General features: G+C 60.1%; 18 protein-coding genes and 1 pseudogene. 11 read left to right on the forward strand and 8 right to left on the reverse strand.

Annotated elements, in window-relative coordinates; all coding sequences use genetic code 11:
• Positions 1-888, reverse strand: coding sequence for a LysR family transcriptional regulator (locus FQ185_RS05790; RefSeq protein ID WP_149416670.1), 888 nt, complete (start codon positions 886-888; stop codon positions 1-3).
• 136 nt (positions 889-1,024) lie between these two features.
• Here FQ185_RS05790 and lysM point away from each other — a divergent pair, with 136 nt between their 5' ends.
• Positions 1,025-1,474, forward strand: a complete 450-nt coding sequence (gene lysM, locus FQ185_RS05795) for a peptidoglycan-binding protein LysM (protein ID WP_149416671.1) — start codon at positions 1,025-1,027, stop codon at positions 1,472-1,474.
• A gap of 126 nt (positions 1,475-1,600) precedes the next feature.
• On the opposite strand, the gene yrfG is transcribed toward lysM, so the two are convergent.
• Positions 1,601-2,263, reverse strand: a complete 663-nt coding sequence (gene yrfG / locus FQ185_RS05800) for a GMP/IMP nucleotidase (protein ID WP_149416672.1) — start codon at positions 2,261-2,263, stop codon at positions 1,601-1,603.
• Between the two features lie 90 nt (positions 2,264-2,353).
• Here yrfG and nudE point away from each other — a divergent pair, with 90 nt between their 5' ends.
• Together nudE and cysQ are read left to right on the forward strand one after the other, a co-directional pair.
• The gene (gene nudE / locus FQ185_RS05805) at positions 2,354-2,920 is read left to right on the forward strand and encodes an ADP compounds hydrolase NudE (protein ID WP_149416673.1); all 567 of its coding nucleotides are present in this window, start codon (positions 2,354-2,356) and stop codon (positions 2,918-2,920) included.
• Positions 2,917-3,744 (forward strand): 3'(2'),5'-bisphosphate nucleotidase CysQ, encoded by an 828-nt coding sequence (cysQ, locus tag FQ185_RS05810; RefSeq protein ID WP_149416674.1) that lies wholly within the window; start codon positions 2,917-2,919, stop codon positions 3,742-3,744. The genes nudE and cysQ overlap by 4 nt, the downstream gene beginning before the upstream one ends.
• Before the next feature lie 107 nt (positions 3,745-3,851).
• Here cysQ and FQ185_RS05815 read toward each other — a convergent pair whose 3' ends face one another.
• The 5 genes from FQ185_RS05815 to FQ185_RS30160 form a co-directional block, all read right to left on the reverse strand.
• The gene (locus FQ185_RS05815; RefSeq protein ID WP_149416675.1) at positions 3,852-4,307 is read right to left on the reverse strand and encodes a thioesterase domain-containing protein; all 456 of its coding nucleotides are present in this window, start codon (positions 4,305-4,307) and stop codon (positions 3,852-3,854) included.
• A 40-nt stretch (positions 4,308-4,347) separates the two neighbouring features.
• Positions 4,348-5,742: a sigma-54 dependent transcriptional regulator gene (locus FQ185_RS05820; protein ID WP_149416676.1), complete on the reverse strand. Its 1,395-nt coding sequence runs from the start codon at positions 5,740-5,742 to the stop codon at positions 4,348-4,350.
• Positions 5,739-7,547, reverse strand: coding sequence for an ATP-binding protein (locus FQ185_RS05825; RefSeq protein WP_149416677.1), 1,809 nt, complete (start codon positions 7,545-7,547; stop codon positions 5,739-5,741). Before FQ185_RS05825 ends, FQ185_RS05820 begins: the two co-directional genes overlap by 4 nt.
• A 105-nt stretch (positions 7,548-7,652) precedes the next feature.
• Positions 7,653-8,198: a dTDP-4-dehydrorhamnose 3,5-epimerase gene (rfbC, locus tag FQ185_RS05830; protein WP_149416678.1), complete on the reverse strand. Its 546-nt coding sequence runs from the start codon at positions 8,196-8,198 to the stop codon at positions 7,653-7,655.
• Positions 8,195-8,776, reverse strand: a complete 582-nt coding sequence (locus FQ185_RS30160) for a DUF3916 domain-containing protein (RefSeq protein ID WP_178113495.1) — start codon at positions 8,774-8,776, stop codon at positions 8,195-8,197. Before FQ185_RS30160 ends, rfbC begins: the two co-directional genes overlap by 4 nt.
• Between FQ185_RS30160 and FQ185_RS05840 the strand changes: the two genes are divergently transcribed.
• From FQ185_RS05840 to FQ185_RS05860, 4 genes are all read left to right on the forward strand, one after another.
• Entirely contained in the window at positions 8,753-11,665 is a 2,913-nt protein-coding gene (locus FQ185_RS05840) for an aminotransferase (RefSeq protein ID WP_149416679.1), read from the forward strand. The two genes, FQ185_RS30160 and FQ185_RS05840, sit on opposite strands and share 24 nt — an antisense overlap.
• 301 nt (positions 11,666-11,966) lie before the next feature.
• Positions 11,967-12,845, forward strand: a complete 879-nt coding sequence (aguB, locus tag FQ185_RS05850) for an N-carbamoylputrescine amidase (protein ID WP_149416681.1) — start codon at positions 11,967-11,969, stop codon at positions 12,843-12,845.
• 4 nt (positions 12,846-12,849) lie between these two features.
• Positions 12,850-13,956 (forward strand): agmatine deiminase, encoded by a 1,107-nt coding sequence (gene aguA / locus FQ185_RS05855; RefSeq protein WP_149416682.1) that lies wholly within the window; start codon positions 12,850-12,852, stop codon positions 13,954-13,956.
• A gap of 243 nt (positions 13,957-14,199) precedes the next feature.
• Positions 14,200-14,412: a hypothetical protein gene (locus tag FQ185_RS05860; protein ID WP_149416683.1), complete on the forward strand. Its 213-nt coding sequence runs from the start codon at positions 14,200-14,202 to the stop codon at positions 14,410-14,412.
• Positions 14,413-14,527: 115 nt separating this feature from the next.
• On the opposite strand, the pseudogene FQ185_RS05865 reads toward FQ185_RS05860, so the two are convergent.
• Positions 14,528-14,832: pseudogene (locus tag FQ185_RS05865) on the reverse strand (TonB-dependent siderophore receptor); the annotation flags it as partial.
• A gap of 341 nt (positions 14,833-15,173) precedes the next feature.
• On the opposite strand from FQ185_RS05865, the gene FQ185_RS05870 reads away from it, so the two are divergent.
• The 4 genes from FQ185_RS05870 to pdxA all read left to right on the forward strand — a co-directional run bounded on the left by FQ185_RS05870 (position 15,174) and on the right by pdxA (position 20,048).
• Positions 15,174-16,457 carry an OprD family porin gene (locus FQ185_RS05870; protein WP_149416684.1) on the forward strand — a complete coding sequence of 428 codons (1,284 nt, stop codon included), beginning with the start codon at positions 15,174-15,176 and terminating at the stop codon, positions 16,455-16,457.
• 296 nt (positions 16,458-16,753) lie between these two features.
• The gene (locus FQ185_RS05875) at positions 16,754-17,764 is read left to right on the forward strand and encodes a 2-keto-3-deoxygluconate permease (protein WP_149416685.1); all 1,011 of its coding nucleotides are present in this window, start codon (positions 16,754-16,756) and stop codon (positions 17,762-17,764) included.
• A complete protein-coding gene (locus tag FQ185_RS05880) occupies positions 17,761-19,041 on the forward strand; it encodes a four-carbon acid sugar kinase family protein (RefSeq protein ID WP_149416686.1) in 1,281 nt (426 codons plus the stop codon). The genes FQ185_RS05875 and FQ185_RS05880 overlap by 4 nt, the downstream gene beginning before the upstream one ends.
• Positions 19,042-19,046: 5 nt before the next feature.
• The gene (pdxA, locus tag FQ185_RS05885; RefSeq protein ID WP_149416951.1) at positions 19,047-20,048 is read left to right on the forward strand and encodes a 4-hydroxythreonine-4-phosphate dehydrogenase PdxA; all 1,002 of its coding nucleotides are present in this window, start codon (positions 19,047-19,049) and stop codon (positions 20,046-20,048) included.
• Positions 20,049-20,091: the final 43 nt, after the last annotated feature.

The raw sequence follows: 20,091 nt of genomic DNA on the forward strand, positions 1-20,091 counted from the left end.
TCAAGACTCCGGCAGCGATTGCTCAAGAATCGCGAAACAGGCTTCCGCAAGTGCCGAGCGCGGAGCGCTGCGACGCATGATCAGCCCCAGCCGGGCGAGGGTCTGGGCGTTTTCGATGGGTTGCAGGCGCAAATGATCGGTGAGGTTTTCGAGGCCACCGTTGAGCGGCATCACCGCGCAGCAGAGTCCGCCGTGTACCGCTTGTAACAATTGATGGACGGCATCGGTCTGCAACAAAGGTTGTGGGTTGAGGCCACGGCTGTGGAAGTTGTGGTCGATGGACTGGCGGAAATGCATACCGCTGGTGAGCATGCCCAGCGGCAATTCGATCAGCGACTCCCAGCTGAGCGGCGCTTCGCCGAAACTGAAAAAGCGCTGATCGTACAGCAGGCCCATGCGGGTTTCGCTGAATGCCAGGGAATCGAAGCGCTCGCCATCCAGGCGTTCGAGGTAGGACACGCCGAGGTCCAGGCGATTGTTCGCCAGTTGTTCGAGGATCTGCTCGGAGCTGAGGGCCGACAGTTCGAAACGCAGGTTCGGGTGCTCGGCGTGCAGGCGTTGCATCAGGGGCAGCGGATCGAAACTCGACAGCGGCACCACGCCCAAGCGCAACGTACCGACCAGGTTGCCGCGACAGGCTGCCGCCTCAGCGTATAAACCGTCGTAGGCCGCCAGCACCGTGCGGGCCCACGCCAGCACCCGTTCCCCCGGCGCGGTGAAACCTTCGAAGCGTTGGCCGCGGTTGACCAATGGCAACTCGAGTTCTTCTTCGAGGCTGCGCAGGCGCATGGACAAGGTCGGTTGGGTGATGTGACAGCGCGCGGCGGCCTGGCCGAAATGTCGGGTCTCGTCGAGCGCGATGAGGAATTTCAGTTGCTTGATGTCCATCTTCGCTCCAGGGCGCGGGAAGGCCCGGATTCTAGCGCTTGGTGGGAGCCTGCGTCATTGGTCGGGTTGGACCCGCAAGTGACAGCCTTGGTCTAGGCTTTTGCGTCTGGACCCTTAATCCCATGGAGAGAACACGATGAGCCTTTTCAGTTTTCTAAAAGAAGCCGGTGAGAAAATCCTCGATGCGCTGACGCCGGACAAGGCCGAAGCCAACAGCGAAGCGTTGACCAAGCATGTGAAGGATGCGTTGACGGGAATCGATACTTCCAAGATTCAGGTGAAGGTCGAAGGCGAAAAAATCATTGCCACGGGCGAAGCCGCCAGTCAGGAAGAGAAGGAAAAAATCCTGCTTGCGCTCGGTAACGTGGCGGGTATTAGCGGTGTCGATGACCAGATCACGGTGACCGGGCCGGTGGCCGCGCCAGCGAAGTTTGTCACGGTAGAGAAAGGAGACACGCTTAGCGCGATTTCCAAGCGTGTGTATGGCGATCCCAACAAGTATCAAAAAATCTTCGAGGCCAACAAACCGATGCTCAAGGATCCGAACAAGATTTATCCGGGGCAGTCGTTGCGAATTCCTGAGTAACCCTCAAGACCGTGTGATGGCCATCGCGGGCAAGCCACGCTCCCACAGGTTTTAGTCGTTCGTGTTATTTGCGTACGACACAGACCCTGTGGGAGCGTGGCTTGCCCGCGATGCAGGCGACTCGGTTTAGAGCCCTGCAATCAACTCCCGATAATCCCCCACCGCCGCAAACTCGGCCGTGTCTTTCGGCCCTTTGCGGCTGTCCGGCTCGCTCACCGCCAACAGATGGGCCACGCCAAAATGGCGTGCACTGCGCAGAATCGGCAACGTATCGTCGATAAACAGACTACGCGCCGGGTCGAAGCCGATGTCTGCCTGCAAGGCATCCCAGAACTGCGGGTTTTCCTTGGCGAAACCGTAATCGTGCGAACTGATCAACCGTTCGAAGTACGGCGCCAGTTCGATTCTTTCCAGCTTCAATGACAGCGAATCACGATGGGCATTGGTGATCAGCACCACGCGCTTGCCGGCCTGTTTGATCGCCGCCAGAAAAGTATCCGCATCGGGGCGCAAGGCGATCAGGTCAGCGGTTTCCAGTTTCAGCTCACGCACCGGCAGCTTCAGCTCGGCGCTCCAGAAGTCCAGGCAATACCACTGCAACTGACCGGCATTGCGTTCGAACAACGGCTGCAATTCCATCTCGGCCATGGCCCGGCTTACCCCGTGCAACTCGGCGTAACGCTGGGGCAGATGCTCCATCCAGAAATGGTTGTCGTAGTGCAGGTCCAGCAGCGTGCCGTCCATGTCCAGCAGAACGGTGTCGATGTCGGGCCAGGGCAGCAGGGACATAAAAAACTTCTCCAGCGGTAAAAAAGATATCCGAGGTAAACAATCAGGATAGGCCGGGTATAGTAACGCGTTCACGCCAAGGAGCTTTTCATGCGCCAGAAACCCACCATCCTCGCCCGCGAGATCGTCGCCACCAGCCGTTTGTTCTGCGTCGAAGAGCTGAAGTTGCGCTTTTCCAATGGCGTGGAGCGCACTTACGAGCGACTGGTCGGCAAAGGCGCCGGGTATGGCGCGGTGATGATCGTGGCGATGCTCGATGCGGACCACGCGGTGCTGGTTGAAGAGTATTGCGGCGGCACCGATGAATACGAATTGTCCCTGCCTAAAGGCTTGATCGAGCCGGGCGAAGATGTGCTGGCGGCGGCTGAGCGCGAGCTAAAGGAAGAGGCCGGGTATGGCGCGCGGCAATTGGAGCATTTGACCGAGTTGTCGTTGTCGCCCGGTTACATGAGCCAGAAGATTCAGGTAGTGCTGGCCACCGATCTGTACGAAGAGCGCCTTGAGGGCGATGAGCCCGAGCCGATGGGCGTGGACAAGATCAACCTGCGTGAGCTGTCGGGCCTGGCCCAGAACCCGCGATTCACCGAGGGTCGAGCCTTGGCGGCGCTGTACCTGGCCCGTGATCTGCTGACTCAGCGCGGGGTGTTCCAGCCATGAATTTCCCTCATCCGTTGATGGCGCCAGTGGTTGAATTGGCATTGAAGGCTGGCGACGCGATTCTGCCGTTCTGGCGCACCGGCACCGCCGTGACCGCCAAGGCCGACGATTCTCCGGTCACCGCAGCCGACATGGCGGCTCATCATCTGATTCTCGCGGGTTTGACAGCGCTGGACCCGAGCATCCCGGTGTTGTCCGAAGAAGACGCCAACATTCCCCAGAGCGTGCGCGCCGGGTGGCAGCGCTGGTGGTTGGTGGACCCGCTGGACGGGACCAAGGAATTCATTTCCGGTAGCGAAGAATTCACCGTCAACATTGCGTTGATCGAGCACGGGCGGGTGGTGTTTGGCGTGGTGTCGATGCCGACCAATGGGCGCTTTTATGTGGGCGGTGCGGGTCTGGGCGCATGGCGTGGTGATAAGGGCGCTGAGCCGCTGCCGATTCAGGTTCGTGAAGTACCGGCGGCGGGTGAAGCGTTTACCGTGGTCGCCAGTCGTCGGCATTCGAGTCCCGAGCAGGAGCGCTTGCTGGCCGGGTTGAGCGACAGCCTGGGTGAACTGAAATTGGCCAATATCGGCAGTTCGCTGAAGTTTTGTTTGCTGGCAGAGGGGGCGGCGGATTGTTATCCAAGGTTGGCTCCGACTTCGCAGTGGGACACGGCGGCGGCCCAAGGCGTGTTGGAAGGGGCGGGTGGCGAGGTGCTGGATTTGAGCGGTCAGCCGTTCTGCTATCCGGCGCGGGAATCGCTGTTGAATGAGTTCTTTTTGGCGCTGCCGGCGAAAGCAGCCTGGCGCGAAAAACTACTGGCGTTAGCCCGCAACTAATAAAATCATTCCCACGCTCTGCGTGGGAATGCAGCCCGTGACGCTCCGCGTCACTGGACGCGGAGCGTCCCTTGAGGCATTCCCATGCAGAGCGTGGGAACGATCAGTCAGCGATGGAGGACGTACTGCCCGACAAACTTCACCGCATCCTCCTCACTCCCGGCATTCACAATCCGTGAATGCAACGTCAGCCGCGCCCGGCCATAGCGCTCATACATCGCCAAAAACTTCTTCCACATCGCCGCACTCGGCGCATGGCAAATGGCTGTGGCATCGGTGGTCACCGGTAGCGGATAGCTGATATGGCCTTCGTGAATCACGATGTGCCCGCCCTCAATGCCCTCTTCACGCAGGCGCAGATGCAGCCAACCCCAGCCTGCCAGCACCGCGCCGCAATACAGGCTGCCGCCGAACATGGTGCTCTTGTGGTTGACGTTGGCCTCCAGCGGCAAGTGCAGGCGCAGTTGCTGATCGTGCCAGTCGAGCACCTTGACGCCCATGTCCCGCGTGAGGGGAATGTCGCGATGGAGAACGGATTCCAGGTGACGACTGTCGCGGTTCATTCATGGACCTCTTGGTTGAAGATGATGGTTTGACGGTAGCTCAATCGAGTTCATCAGTGTTTTGGTGAGTGCCGGCATCGGCGAAGTTCAGGCCATGCTTGCGCAGCTTGTCGTGCAAGGTCTTGCGCGGAATGCCGAGCGCTTCGGCAAGGCTGCGCACGGAACTGTGCGAGCGTGTCAGTTCGGTGGCGATCAGGGTTTTTTCGAAATTTTCCACTTGCTCGCTGAGCCCGCCACTGACCACTTCCACCGTCGTACCGGCCCCACCATCCGGCGCGCTGTTGTCCAGCGCCAACTCCAGGCCGAGGGCGAAGCGTTCGGCGGCGTTCTGCAATTCCCGCACGTTGCCTGGCCAGGTATGGCGCAGCAGCAGGGCGCGTTGCCCCGGTTGCAGTTCGTGGGGCGGCAAACCGTGGCGGGCGCTGGCTTCGTCGGCGAAATGCTGGAACAGCATCAGCGCATCTTCGCCGCGCTCACGCAGCGGTGGTATACGCAGCGGCGCGACGTTCAGGCGGTAATACAAGTCGGCGCGGAAGCGCCCCTGATCAGCCGATTGGCGCAGGTCTTCCTTGGTTGCGGCGATGATGCGGATATCCAGTGGAATCAGTTGATTGCCGCCCAGGCGCTCCACCACCCGCTCCTGCAGCAAACGCAGCAGCTTGACCTGCACATCCAGGCTCATGCTTTCGATTTCATCGAGGAACAGCGTGCCGCCGTTGGCGAATTCGAACTTGCCGATGCGGCGCTTCTGCGCGCCGGTAAAGGCGCCCGGTTCGTGACCGAACAACTCGCTTTCAACCACCGACTCGGCCAGCGCCCCGGCGTTGATCGCCACGAACGGACCGTTGCGACGGCTCGACAAGTCGTGCAGCGCCCGGGCCACCACTTCTTTGCCGGCACCGGTTTCGCCGAGGATCAGTACGTCGGCCTTGGTTGCCGCCAATGCACCAATCTGCTCGCGCAGGCGCAGCATCGGCGCCGAATGCCCGACCAGTCGGGCACTCAATTCGTTGCGATCGCTCAAGGCCAGGCGCAGGCTGCGGTTGTCCAGCACCAGCCGGCGCAAGGCCAGCGCGCGGCGCACGCTGTCGAGCAGGGCATCGCTGGCGAAGGGTTTTTCCAGAAAGTCGTAGGCCCCGGCGCGCATGGCCTGCACCGCCAGCGGCACATCGCCGTGACCGGTGATCAATAGCACCGGCAGCTCAGGGTCCTGGGCGTGGAGTTCGGTCAGCAGTTCGAGCCCATCCATGCCCGGCATGCGGATGTCACTGACCACCACGCCCGCCCAGTCACGTTCCAGTTGCCCGGCCAGGCCCTTGGCTTCGGCCAGAGGCAGGATTTTCAGGCCGGCCAGATCCAGCGTCTGGCCCAGTGCCTGGCGCAGGTGGGGATCGTCGTCGATCAACACGACCTGGATGCGGTTGTCGATGGTCATGCACTTCGGTCCTCGGACGGTTGCAGGCTCACACCCGGTGCGCCTGCGCGCAGCTTCAGGGTAATCAGGGCGCCACCTTCCTTGTGGTTGGCAAACGACAGTTCCCCACCGAAGGCACGCATCAGGGTATCGCAGATCGCCAGCCCCAGGCCAAGCCCCTGAGTGCGGGTCTTGGTGGTGTAGAAGGGCTCGCTGGCGCGACCAAGGGCTTCCATGCAAAAGCCTGGACCATTGTCGCGAATGTACAGAGTGACGCCATCGGCGGTGGATTGGGCACTCAACCAGAGTTTACGCGGCGGACCTTTTTCAGTCAGCGCGTCCAGGGCGTTGGCCAGCAGATTGCCGAGCACCTGACGCAGACGGGTTTCCCCGGCCTCGACCCACAGGGTGGCGGCCGGCAAGTCGCGAATCAACTCGACCTCCATACTGCGTCGACGCTTGGCCAGCAACGCCAACGCGTCGTCCAGCGCCGGTTGCAGGGCGACGCTTTCCGGGGCATGGCGGTCGCGCCGGGCGAAGGCTCGCAGGTGGGCGATGATCGAGGCCATGCGCCCGGTCAATTCGCTGATCAGCTTGAGGTTGCCGCGCGCATCGTCGGTGCGCTGATGATCGAGCAGTACCTCGGCGTTTTCCGCGTAGCTGCGGATCGCCGCCAACGGCTGATTGAGTTCGTGGCTGATGCTCGCCGACATCGTCCCCAGCGCCGACAGCTTGCCTGCTTGCACCAGATCATCCTGGGCGCGCACCAGTTCTTGCTGGGCGTGTTCGCGCTCCAGTACTTCCTGTTTCAGTCGCCGGTTGAGGCCTTCGAGGTCGCTGGTCCGCTCGGCGACCCGGCCTTCCAGTTCGAGGCGGGCCTTGGCTTCGAAGGCGATCCGTTCGAGGTAATGACGGCGGCGCTGCATCATCAGGCCGAGCAACAGCATCAGCACCAGCAACATTGCACCGCCAATGGCGACGACCGTTCGTACCGGGCGGTCAATCAGGGTGCGCGGGGCGAGGATGCTGACGTTCCAGCCGGTTTCTGCGATCTGCTGGGTCTGAGTCAGCCAGGCATTGGGGTTGAGCCTCAATGGCTTGGGATCTCGGGTCGGGTAGGGTTGAATCGCGATAATCGCCTTGCGTTCCTCTGCACTTAGCGGGCGGGTCGAGCGGAATCGCCACTCGGGCCGTGACGTGAGAATGACCACGCCGTTGTGGTCAGTCAGCAGCAGTTGTTCCGGAGTTTTGCCCCAGAGACTTTCGGTGTGGTCCAGGTCGACCTTGACCACCAGCACGCCAATGATTTTCTCGCCGTTGCGCACGGCGGCGGCGAAGAAATAGCCGCGTTTGGCCGACGTCGTCCCCAAGCCGAAAAAACGTCCGAGCCGCCCATCCATCGCTTCGCTGAAATACGGCCGGAAGGAAAAGTTGCGGCCGACAAAACTGTCGTGTTTGTCCCAGTTGGAGGCCGCCAGGGTCTTGCCCGTGGTGTCCATCAGGTACATGACTTCGGCGCCGGTCTGGCCGCTGATGTTTTTCAGTAAACGGTTGGCGTTGCCCTGGGTGACACCATCGTCGGGCGCACCCAGGGCCGCGCGCAGGGCCGGCAGGTCGCCGAGAATCTGCGGCAATACTTCATAACGGTGCAGTGTGCCCAGCAGGTTGGCGACGTAGAGGTCGAGGGTCTGGCGGTTTTGCCCGGCCAGTTCGCTGCGGTAATAACGCTCGGCCAGATGCTCCAGCGGCCACAGCAACGGCGCCAGGCACAGCGCGAGCAGGGCCAGGCTGCGCCAGCGGGGTCTGCGGGGGAGGGTCGGAGTCATGAGCATCGGGCGCCTGTGGGTACAGGCGCATTATGCCTAGGCTTGCGGGCACCGTCTGCGCACCTTGGGTCGGGCCTGCATTGTGGTGAAGATTCAGACAGCGTTTCAGGAAAAGACGTCAGCGTCCTTGAAGAACGCCGCGGCCTGATCCTTGCCGGACAGTTGCGGTGCTTCGTCCAGTTGCCAGTCGATGGCCAGGTCCGGATCATCCCAGCGAATGCTGCGCTCGGCCGCTGGGGTGTAGTAATCAGTGGTTTTGTAGAGAAACTCGGCAAAATCGCTCAGCACCACGAAGCCGTGGGCGAAACCTTCCGGAACCCAGAGCTGGCGATGGTTATCGGCAGAAAGGCGTACGGCGACCCATTTGCCGAAATGCGACGAGCTGCGGCGGATGTCCACGGCCACATCAAGCACTTCACCGGCCGTGACGCGGACCAGTTTGCCTTGGGTATTCTCCAGCTGGTAATGCAGACCGCGCAGTACCCCTTTTTGCGAGCGGGAATGGTTGTCCTGAACGAACTTGGTGTCCAGGCCAGTCGCTTTTTCGAAAGCCTTGGCGTTAAAGCTTTCGTAAAAAAAACCGCGCTCGTCACCAAATACCTTGGGCTCGATGATCAGTACACCGGGCAGGTCGGTGGTGACTACATTCATGGTGTTTCTCCAGCAATTGGCATTGGTGGCCGACATTCTTGCGCAAAGTGGCGTTCGGCGCGAGAGGTGTGGCTAATCTGTCGATAAAACCTTCGAAGTTGCGATGGCTTGTTTATAGCTGCAACCTCCAATCTGTTAATCAACTTCACCGCCTGGGCACATTCTTTACGTATGGCAGCAGTAGCTTGTTTGCCCTCTACCAGTGTCGTGATAACAGGAATCTTCCAGTTGCTGTATTTCTGATCGAGAGTGAGGTTGTCAAAAAAGTACCCCTCGAAGCGACAACTCCAAGCCGCAAGTGCTTTCAGTCGACGTGGGATGTTGCGGATTTTTTTGTTTGATAGTGCAAGGCGCCGCATTGTCAGGGTGTTCATTTCTACCTTGAAGGTGCTTGGATCCGTTCGGGCTAATAGGTTGGGGGTCAAGGTCAGCGGAAGGCAATCCGGGATTTGCGTAGGAAAGTTCACCTGAGAGGTTGCTGGCTTGCAGGGGGGTTGCGTATCGCCCAAAGCAGTGGCGATATAAGCGCCTAATAAAATTTCAGGGGTTGTTGTATGTCGCTCGCCACGTTGATTCATCGCGCCAGTTTGCCCAGCCCGCAAGTGTCTGCAGAGCAAGCGCTTGAGCTGCTGAAGGAGCATTACGGGCTGAGCGCAAGGTTGCAGGCCCTCGGCAGCCAGCAGGACCTCAACTTTCGCGTCGACAGCGACCAAGGGCGTTTTGTCCTGAAAATCTGCCGTGGCGACTATTCGGCGCTGGAGCTGCAAGCCCAGCACGCGGGGCTCAAGCATTTGGCTGAGCACCCCGGTGTGCACGTGCCACGAGTGATCCCTGCCAATAATGGTGCAGACCTGCTCTCTCTGGACGTCGACGGCCAAGCGGTTCATGTGCGCCTGCTGGATTACATCGAAGGCCAGTCGCTGACCCACCTCGATCATTTCGATCGCTCAGTGGTCGCCGGCTTCGGTCGGCTCTGTGGCGAAATGGACCTGGCGCTGGCGGGGTTCGACCATCCGGGGCTGGAGCGCACGCTGCAATGGGACGCTCGCCACGCCAACGCGTTGATCGAGCATTTGCTGCCGGTTATCAAAGATGATCAGCAACGCCGGCTGATCGCCGATGCGGCCGAATTGGTCGAGCGTCATTTGCAGCCGCTTGTGGATAAGCTGCCGGTGCAAGCGATTCACATGGATATCACCGACGACAACGTGGTGTGGCAGCGAAACTCGCAACGCCAATGGCAATTGCAGGGCGTGATCGATTTTGGCGACCTGATCCGCACCTGGCGCATCACCGATCTGTCGGTGACTTGCGCGGCGCTGCTGCATCACGCCGATGGCGACCCTTTCTGCATTTTGCCGGCGGTGCAGGCCTATCACGCGGTCAATCCGCTCACGCATGAAGAACTGCTGGCACTCTGGCCGCTGATCGTCGCCCGTGCGGCGGTGCTGGTGCTCAGTGGCGAACAGCAGGTCAGCATCGATCCGGGCAATGCTTACAGTCGTGACAATCTCACCCACGAACGGGAGATTTTCCGCGTTGCCACGTCGGTGCCGTTGGCGTTGATGGAAGCGGCGATCCTGACGTCGGTCGGCCAGAGCCTGCCGAGCATCGGCAGTGAAGGTTTCGCGCCGTTGCTGCCGAGCCTGGTGGGGCGTGAATTTGCCTTGATCGATTTGGGTGTGCTCAGTCCGCATTTCGAGGCGGGCAATTGGGAGCAGGAAGGCATCGATCAGCGTCTGCTGACCGAAGCCGCCGCGACTCATGGTCTGGCCGCCAGTCGTTACGGGCAATATCGCTTGTCCCGCACCCGACCGGACAGCGCTGCTGAACCGGACACCTGCCCGTTGCACGTCGAGTTGCGAGTGCCCCACGGCACGGTCGTCGAGTCGCCGTTTGCCGGGGTTGTCCACCAGCCGTCACCGGGCGTGTTGCAACTCGATGGCCCGCAACTGAGCGTGCGTCTGTGGGGCGTCACACCGTCGCTGCACGCCGGCGCGGCGCTGGTCAAAGGGCAAGTGCTGGGTTCGGTCAGCGGGCCGTTGGTGGTGCAGTTGAGCCGGGGTGCTTCGTTTAATGCGCCATTGTTTTGTACGCCGTCTCGCGCGCCGGCATGGCAAGTGTTGTGCCCGTCGCCGGCGGCGTTGTTGGGGCTGGCCTGTGACGCTGAAAAAGAACTCGATTCACAAACATTGCTGGCGCGCCGCGACACCAGTTTTGCCCGTACACAGAAGCACTATTACGTCGACCCGCCGCGCATCGAACGTGGCTGGCGTAATCACCTGATCGACATGCAGGGCCGCTCCTATCTCGACATGCTCAATAACGTGGCAGTGCTCGGCCACGGTCATCCACGCATGGCGGCGGTCGCCAGTCGTCAGTGGTCGCTGCTCAATACCAACTCGCGGTTCAACTACGCGGCGCTTGCCGAGTTCTCCGAACGTTTGCTGAAGTTGTCGCCGGACTCCATGGATCGTGTGTTCCTGGTCAACAGCGGTAGCGAAGCCAACGACCTGGCCATTCGCCTGGCGTGGGCCTACAGCGGCGGGCGCGACATGATCAGCGTGCTGGAGGCCTATCACGGCTGGACGGTGGGAGCAGATGCGGTCTCGACTTCCATTGCCGACAACCCGAAGGCTTTGAGCAGCCGCCCGGACTGGGTACATCCGGTGACCGCGCCGAACACCTATCGCGGCGAATTCCGTGGCCCTGACAGCGCGCCTGATTACGTGCGCAGCGTTGAGCACAACCTGGCGAAAATCGCCGAACAAAAACGCCAGCTGGCCGGTTTCATCTGCGAGCCGGTGTATGGCAATGCCGGCGGCATCTCGCTACCGCCGGGGTATTTGAAGCAGGTTTATGCACTGGTTCGTGCGCAGGGCGGCGTCTGTATCGCCGACGAAGTGCAGGTCGGTTATGGCCGCATGGGTCATTTCTTCTGGGGCTTCGAAGAGCAGGGCGTGGTACCGGACATCATTACCATGGCCAAGGGTATGGGTAACGGCCAACCATTGGGTGCGGTGATCACCCGCCGGGAAATCGCTGAAGCGCTGGAGGCCGAGGGTTACTTCTTCTCGTCGGCCGGTGGCAGCCCGGTCAGTTGCCAGATCGGCATGGCGGTGCTGGATGTGATGGAAGAGGAAAAGCTCTGGGAAAACGCTCAGGTCGTGGGCGGGTATTTCAAGGCGCGGCTTGAAGCGTTGATCGATATCCATCCGCTGGTAGGGGCGGTGCACGGTTCCGGTTTTTATCTGGGTGTCGAGTTGATCCGCAATCGTGAAACCCTGGAGCCCGCGACCGAAGAAACCACGGCACTGTGTGACCGGTTGCGCGAACTGGGGATTTTCATGCAGCCAACCGGCGATTACCTGAACATTCTCAAGATCAAACCGCCGATGGTGACCTCGCGTCAGAGCGTGGATTTCTTTGTCGACATGCTCTCTAAGGTGCTCGCAGAAGGCCTGTAAACACTATTCCCTGTGGGAGCGAGCCTGCTCGCGAAGGCGGTCAACCATTCAACATCTGTGTTGACTGACCCACCGCTTTCGCGAGCAGGCTCGCTCCCACAAGGGACATGTGTACTTCGATTGTTATCGGGTTTAAGCGCGATAATTTCGACAGAAGGAAGACTAAACGCTTTTAAAGCCGATTTTTATCGGCTATAACGTCGCCATTGCCACGGCGTAACTCACTACGCCCGGTACTTCCCGTTTCTGTCATCGGTCGCTGCCACACTCGACCCTAAAGCACTTGCCCAGGAGATGATTCATGAGCCGTATCGTTACCGTCGCCGCCACCCAGATGGCTTGTTCCTGGGACCTTGAAGCCAATATCGAGACCGCTGAGAAGCTGGTCCGTGAGGCCGCGGCCAAAGGTGCGCAGATCATCCTGATCCAGGAATTGTTCGAGGCCCCGTACTTCTGCCAGAAGCCGAACCCGGAGTACCTGCAACTGGCCACGACCGTTGAAGACAACGTCGCTATCAAGCACTTCCAGAAAGTCGCCAAAGAATTGCAAGTCGTGCTGCCAATCAGCTTCTACGAATTGGCGGGACGCGCGCGTTTCAACAGCATCGCAATCATCGACGCCGATGGCAGCAACCTCGGGATTTATCGTAAAAGCCACATCCCGGATGGTCCTGGCTATCACGAAAAGTATTACTTCAACCCGGGCGATACCGGCTTCAAAGTCTGGAACACCCGTTACGCGAAAATCGGCGTGGGCATTTGCTGGGACCAGTGGTTCCCGGAATGCGCCCGCAGCATGGCGTTGCTGGGCGCAGAAATCCTGTTCTACCCGACCGCGATCGGCAGCGAGCCACACGACAAGACCATCTCGTCCCGTGACCACTGGCAGCGCGTGCAGCAGGGCCATGCCGGCGCCAACCTGATGCCGGTGATCGCCAGTAACCGCATCGGCAACGAAGAGCAGGACGGCTACGACATCACGTTCTACGGCTCGTCGTTCATCGCCAACCAGTTCGGCGAGAAGGTTCAGGAACTCGACAAAACCGAAGAAGGCGTATTGGTTCACAGCTTCGACCTCGACGAACTGGAGCACATCCGCAGCGCCTGGGGTTCGTTCCGTGATCGCCGCCCGAACCTATACAATGCGATCAAAACCCTCGACGGTTCCCTGGAGTCCTGATCGCATGACCACTTTAAACAGCACCCCGCGCGCCGACGGCTTCTACATGCCCGCCGAGTGGGCGCCACAAACCCAGACCTGGATGATCTGGCCCGAGCGCCCGGATAACTGGCGCCTGGGTGGCAAACCGGCGCAAGCCGCGCACGTGGCGGTGGCCAAGGCCATCGCCCGTTTCGAACCGGTGACCGTCGCGGTTTCCGCCGGCCAGTACGAAAACGCCCGTGCCCGTCTGGATGTACCGAATATTCGCGTCGTCGAGATGTCCAGCGATGACGCCTGGGTCCGGGATACCGGTCCGACATTTGTCATCAATAACAGCGGCGAAGTCCGTGGCGTGAACTGGGACTTCAACGCCTGGGGCGGTTTCGACGGTGGCCTGTATTCGCCGTGGAATCGTGACTCGCAGGTCGGCGGCAAGATCCTCGAGATCGAGCGCAGCCAGCGCTACCGCACCGAGGGCTTTGTGCTTGAAGGCGGTTCGATCCACGTCGATGGCGAAGGCACGCTGATCACCACCGAAGAATGCCTGCTTAACCGCAATCGCAATCCGCACATGAACCGTGCAGAGATCGAAGCGGTGCTCAGCGCGAATCTGGCTGTGGATAAAATCATCTGGCTGCCGGACGGTTTGTTCAACGACGAAACCGACGGCCATGTGGATAACTTCTGCTGCTACGTGCGTCCGGGTGAAGTGCTGCTGGCCTGGACCGATGATCCGCAAGACCCGAACTACCCACGCTGCCAGGCGGCAATGAAAGTGCTGGAGAGCAGCACCGACGCCAAGGGGCGCCCATTCACGGTGCACAAAATGCCGATTCCGGGGCCGCTGTATGCGACCGAAGAAGAGTGCGCGGGTGTGGATCCGGTGGACGGGACTCAGGAACGTAATCCGACCGTGCGTCTGGCCGGTTCCTACGTGAACTTTCTGATCGTTAACGGCGGCATCATCGCGCCAAGTTTCGACGACCCGTTGGATGGCCCGGCAAAAGAGATTTTGCAGGCACTGTTCCCGCAGCACGAAGTGGTGATGGTGCCCGGCCGCGAACTGTTACTGGGAGGCGGTAACATCCACTGCCTTACCCAACAACAGACCGCGCCGCACAAGGAGTGAGTGGGGTTGTAACAGCTTGAGTTGATTGCAAAATAATTCCGGCAAACGTTTTCACTCACGGTTTAGCAGAAGCCCGCAGCCCTACAGGACTGCGGGCTTTTTAGTATCCGCTTGTCGACAGTTGCGAAACCTTGGCACAGCTCTTGTATCTCTCATGGTGCAAAACAGGGAGGGGAGAATTGCGATGTTCTGTCATAAACCTTGGATAAGTTAGCCGCTCACACACCAGGAGAGAGCGCGGAAATGAACGCCGAAATGAATGTGGTGAGCGAACGGGCATTGCATCCCCTGGCAGTAAACAGCGAATCGCTCCAGGTCCTGACGCACTGGTTGAAATCCAATGGAACGCGTCAGATCAGAGAACCTGATCCGCGCCGGATGATGATCGAGCGCTACCCCGCTGGTTTATTCAGCGAAGCGGAGCTGGAAGCGTTGTGGGATGTGATGGAAGGATAAGAAGAAAAACAACGGATTGATAAAAGCGCTGCCGGGATGGCGGCGCTTTTTTATGGGCGAAGGTTTTGGTGTAGGACATACGGACTTGTCATCAACACCAAACCCTGTGGGAGCGGCCGAGGGTGTGGCGCACTTGCCAGTTGTCGCTGAGTTCATAGCTGAGTTTCGAGCGTAGCGATTGCGACTTGTCATCGATGAAATCGTGCTCGCTGCCGTAGGTGGTATCCCGTCCTACGTCTGCCGGACGTCCGTTTACACCGGGGGGGCCGCGATCCGGCGTACGGTTGTAGCGGCTGTATTCGTACTGCACCAGCCAGTTCAGATCAGGCGTGAGCGCTGCCAACTCATCGACGGTGCGAACAGTTGGCGGTTACCGCTCACGCCATCGCGGAAGCTGTTTTGATCCATGTTGCCGTCGTTGGATTGTTTCCAGTCATGTCTGAATTGATACAGTGGGTTTGCAAAGCCTCACTTCCTGCAAAAAGTTTTCATCCCGGCAACTGGCTATCGCTAACAAGTGATTTCTTAGACGATTTTCGCCTATTCACAGACGATTCATGAAATTGACACACCATTAAGGGCCCGGCTACGATTCGGCCCAACGCCTGTGGCCAACCGCCATGACTCATAAAATAATAAAAAGGCCCGCCACGACTTTTCGTGCGCGGGCCTTTTTGTTTTGGGATGAAAAAAGAGTGCAATAGCGCCGTTTCAGCCGTTCGACACAGCGCGTATCAACCGATCATAAGGAAAAGAACAAAATGTTGAACAAGCGAATCAGCCTGATCGCTCTGGGGATGTTGAGTGCTACACAGGTCATGGCTAACGACCAGGCCGAATCCAAGGGTTTTGTTGAAGACAGCAGCCTCAAAGTGCTGCTGCGCAATGCCTACATCAATCGCGATAAAAAAGATGGCAACGACGACCAGCGTGAATGGGGTCAAGCTGCCATCGGCACCTACACCTCGGGCTTCACCCAAGGAACTGTCGGCGTAGGCGTAGATGCCTTCGGTTTGTACGGCTTGCGTCTGGACCGTGGTAGCCACAGCGGCGGCCAAGGCATCGACTTCTTCAAGGAAGGCGACAGCGGTAACCCGGCCGGCGATCTGGCCAAAGCCGGTGGCGCGGTAAAATTCCGCGTATCCAGCACCGTTCTGACCTACGGCGACCAGATGCCGGTCCTGCCGGTATTGAGCCACGACAACGGGCGTCTGCTGCCGGAAAGCTACACCGGCACCCTGATCACCTCCAAGGAGATCAAGGGCCTGGAGCTGAACGCCGGTCGCTTCACCGCCGAATCGCGCAAAAGTGCTGAAGGCCATGACAGCGGCGGCCTGAAGTCGATCAACGTGCTGGGCGGTAGCTACCAGTTCACCGAACAGTTCAAGGCTGCGCTGTACGCCTCCGACGTCGAAGACGTGTTGAAGAAGCAATACGTGAACGCCAACTACGTGTTGCCGATCGACAAGGATCAGTCCCTGACCCTGGACTTCAACGGCTATCGCACCAAGCTGGACGATTCCTACGTTCGCGAAAGCGGTGCGACCGGCGACGACAACAAGATCTGGAGCCTGGCCGCCACCTTCGCCACCGGCGCGCACTCGTTCACGCTCGCCCACCAGCGCAGCACCGGCGACAGCAACCTGGGCTATGCCTACGGCGGCTACCAGAAGGACCAAGGTCGCGTCGGCGACGGAGGCAACACCATCTACCTGGCGAACTCCTACTGGTCCGACTTCAACGCCGAAGACGAACGCAGCTGGCAGCTGGGCTACGGCCTCGACTTCAGCACCTTCGGTATTCCAGGCCTGAGCTACAACTTCGCCTACGTGCGCGGCGACAACATCACCACCTCCACCAGCGAAGGCGGTACCGAGCGCGAAATCTTCAACCAGTTCAAGTACGTCGTGCAAAGCGGCCCGGCCAAAGACCTGAGCGTGAAACTGCGCAGCTCGATCCTGCGTGTCTCGCAGAAGTCGAGTGAGTACAACTCCAGCGGTAACGAAGTGCGTGTGTTCGTGGATTACCCGATCAACATTTTCTGATGATCGGTTGCGCCATCGAGGCCTGATGTAAGGCTGAGAAAGAACAAGCCCCGACTGGTTCGGGGCTTTTTTGTGGGCTTCACACGGCTCTAGCCTGCGGTGAAGGCGTTAATAATCCATCTGACGAACCTGGGGTCTCCACCCTGAATGATTGAAACGAGCATCCAAATTGATTGATTTGCGCAATTTATGGCGATGACCTAAGATAAATTTGACTGAATTAATCATCGGGTGATTGGTTCAGTCAGTTTCGAGGTGATACATGTTTTGCCAAACAATTATAAAAGGAGACCCTCGTGGCCCAAATTCCTATCAAGCGCACCATTGAACGTATTCCTGGCGGCATGATGATCGTGCCCCTGTTGATCGGTTCGCTGGTGGCAACATTCTTGCCCGACACGCCGAAGTTTTTTGGCTCATTCACCAATGCACTGTTCACCGGCGCATTGCCGATCCTTGCGGTGTTCTACGTCTGCATGGGGGCGAGCATCAATATCAAAGCCACGCCTTACCTGCTAAAGAAGGGCGGCACGCTGCTCATCACTAAAGTCGGCATCGCCGTGCTTATTGGTATTGTGCTCGGGCACTTCCTGGGCGAGCAGCCGATTTCCTCAGGGCTCTTCGCGGGGATTTCGACGCTGGCGGTTGTTGCGGCGATGAACGATACCAACGGCGGCTTGTACATGGCGCTGATGGGCCAGTACGGTCGATCCGAAGACGTCGGCGCCTACTCGGTCATGTCCCTGGAGTCCGGTCCCTTCCTGACCATGGTCACGTTGGGCATCGCCGGTCTATCGGCATTCCCGTGGCCGACGCTGGTGGGCAGCATCCTGCCATTGGCGCTGGGCATGCTGCTGGGCAACCTCGACCGCGACATGCGCGACTTTCTGGCAAAAGCCGTTCCGGTGATGATCCCGTTTTTCGCCCTGGCACTCGGCGCCAGCCTGGATTTACATAACGTTTGGCAGGCCGGTTTGCTGGGTCTGGGCATGGGTGTTGCGGTTGTCGTCCTGACCGGTATCCCGCTGTTTTTCGCTGACCGTTTGACCGGTGGCACTGGCGTCGCCGGTGTCGCCGCGGCCACTACCGCCGGGAACGCCGCAGCCGTCCCTGCACTGATCGCCGCGGCCAATCCGGTGTACGCCGAAGCAGCCAAGAGCGCGACCATTCTGGTGGCCGCCTGCGTCGTGGTCACCGCGATCCTCGCGCCATTGCTCACCGCCGCCGTCGCCAAACGCGTGCAGCAGCGCAATCCCGTCGTTATTCCGGAGGAACCCGAACCTCAAAAACAGGAGGCGTTGCGATGAGGATTCTGATCATCGCGGACGATCTGTCGGGCGCGGCGGATTGTGCCATCGGTTTTGCCAGCATGGGGCTGCAAACGGTCGTCACGCTCGACCCCTTGAATGACAAGGCTGATGCTCAGGTAATCGCCGCCGATACGGACACCCGACGCCTCTCACCGGCGCGGGCCGCCGAGCGTACCGTCGCCGCCTTCAAGGCACTGCATCAACCCGGGCAGCGGCTGTACAAGAAAATCGATTCGACCTTGCGCGGCAATTGGGCGGCGGAAGTCGCCGCCCTGCAACCGTTGGCGGGACTGGCCGTCGTTGCTCCAGCGTTTCCGGCCACCGGACGCACATTGCGCGGCGGTCGGGTGTTCGTGAATGGCCAGCCGCTGGAAACCACAGATACCTGGAAACTGGAAAACGCCGACCGTCCGGCCGACGTTGAAGCGATGCTCATCGCCGCCGGCCTGAGCACCGCGAAGCTGGACCTCGACACCTTGCGCGGCAACGAAAAAGCACTCGCGGAGCACATTGCCGAGGTCGCCCGCAGCGGCACACAAGCGTTGATCGTCGATGCACAAACCGAAGACGACCTGTTGACTCTCGCCCGCCTCACCGCGTCGATGGACCAGCCGCTGTTCTGGATCGGCTCGGGTGGCTTGGCGCGGGAAATTGCCAGCCTTCCTGATTTTTCCGAAGCACGGTTCACGGCCATCGAGCCCGATGCCGTCGATAAAAGTCAGGCACCGATCCTGATACTCGTGGGCAGTCTGTCCGGCGTCTGCGAACGACAATGCGCACTGCTCAAGGAGCGTGGCGGCGTCAGCGAATTGGTCGTCCCGCCTGAGGTCCTTCGCCAAGGCGCAACCCATGGCGATTGGGCGATCTGGCAAGCGCGCATCGGCGAGCAACTGAACGGCTGGGGTGATCTGCTGTTGCGTATCGGCCGCGACGAGGCGTTCGATCCCCAGGAGGGCGCGCAGCTGTCGACCATGTTGGCCGTGTTGGTTGAACCGCACTTCGCCAAGGTCGGCGGTCTGATCGCCACGGGTGGCGAGACGGCGCGGGCGATATTGATCACCGTCGGCATCGACAGCCTGCAACTGCTGACGGAAATCGAAGCCGGCGTCGCCTTCGCGCGACCGACCGTTTCCCGGCAGGGCCATCGTCCCGCAATTGTTACCAAGGCGGGCGCGTTCGGCTCCGATCACGCCTTGTATGCGGCATGGCAACACCTGAGCGACAGCGCCGATCGCTCCTCGCCCCAACGCACACGAATCCAAGGACTCGAATGAACATTATGAGCAACTACCTTCCCATCATCGGCATCACCATGGGCGACGCCACCGGTGTCGGCCCGGAAATCATCGTCAAGAGCCTGACTCATGACGTCGTCTACCAACAATGCCGGCCGCTGGTGATCGGCGATGCCCGTCGTCTTGAGCAGGCCAATGTCATCGTCGGCGGCAGCGCCAAAGTGCGCCGTATCGAGGACGCCTCCCAGGCGTTGTACGAGGCCGGCACCATTGACTGCATCGACCTCGACCTGATCCCCGACGACCTGCCGTTCGGCGAGCTGTCGCCGATTGCCGGTGACGCTGCTTATCAATACATTGCCCGTGCCGTGCAACTCGCCGAGGCCGATCAAATCGACGCGATCTGCACTGCGCCGCTGAACAAGGAAGCGCTGCACGCCGGCGGCCACAAGTACCCCGGCCATACCGAAATGCTCGCGCATCTGACCAACGTCGACGAAGTTTCGATGATGCTGGTGGCACCGCAACTGCGGGTGATTCATGTCACCACCCACATCGGCATCATCGACGCGATCCGCAAGATCGAGCCGGGCCTGGTCCAGCGCACCATCGAGCGCGGCAACGCGACACTGATCAAGGCGGGCATCGCCAAACCGCGTATTGGCGTGTGCGGGATCAATCCCCATGCCGGCGAAAACGGTTTGTTCGGCTATGGCGAAGAGGAAGAAAAAATCATTCCTGCGGTGAAGCTGTTGCAGGAACGTGGCCTCGACGTGACGGGCCCACTGCCCGCCGACACGCTGTTCTTCCGCGCCGGACGCGGCGACTTCGATCTGGTGGTCGCGATGTATCACGACCAGGGCCACGGCCCGGTCAAAGTGTTGGGACTTGAAGCCGGTGTGAACGTGACCGTCGGCCTGGACGTGATCCGCACTTCCGTCGACCACGGCACGGCCTTCGATATCGCCGGAAAGGGCATCGCCGATGAACGCAGCCTGCTCGAAGCGCTGCGCCAGGGTGCGGAGCTTGCCACGCGACGGGGATGAGCTGCACGGGCGCGGTCGTGTAAGATCGACCACCGTCCACCGT

This window comes from Pseudomonas sp. ANT_H12B (assembly GCF_008369325.1).
Lineage (GTDB): Bacteria > Pseudomonadota > Gammaproteobacteria > Pseudomonadales > Pseudomonadaceae > Aquipseudomonas.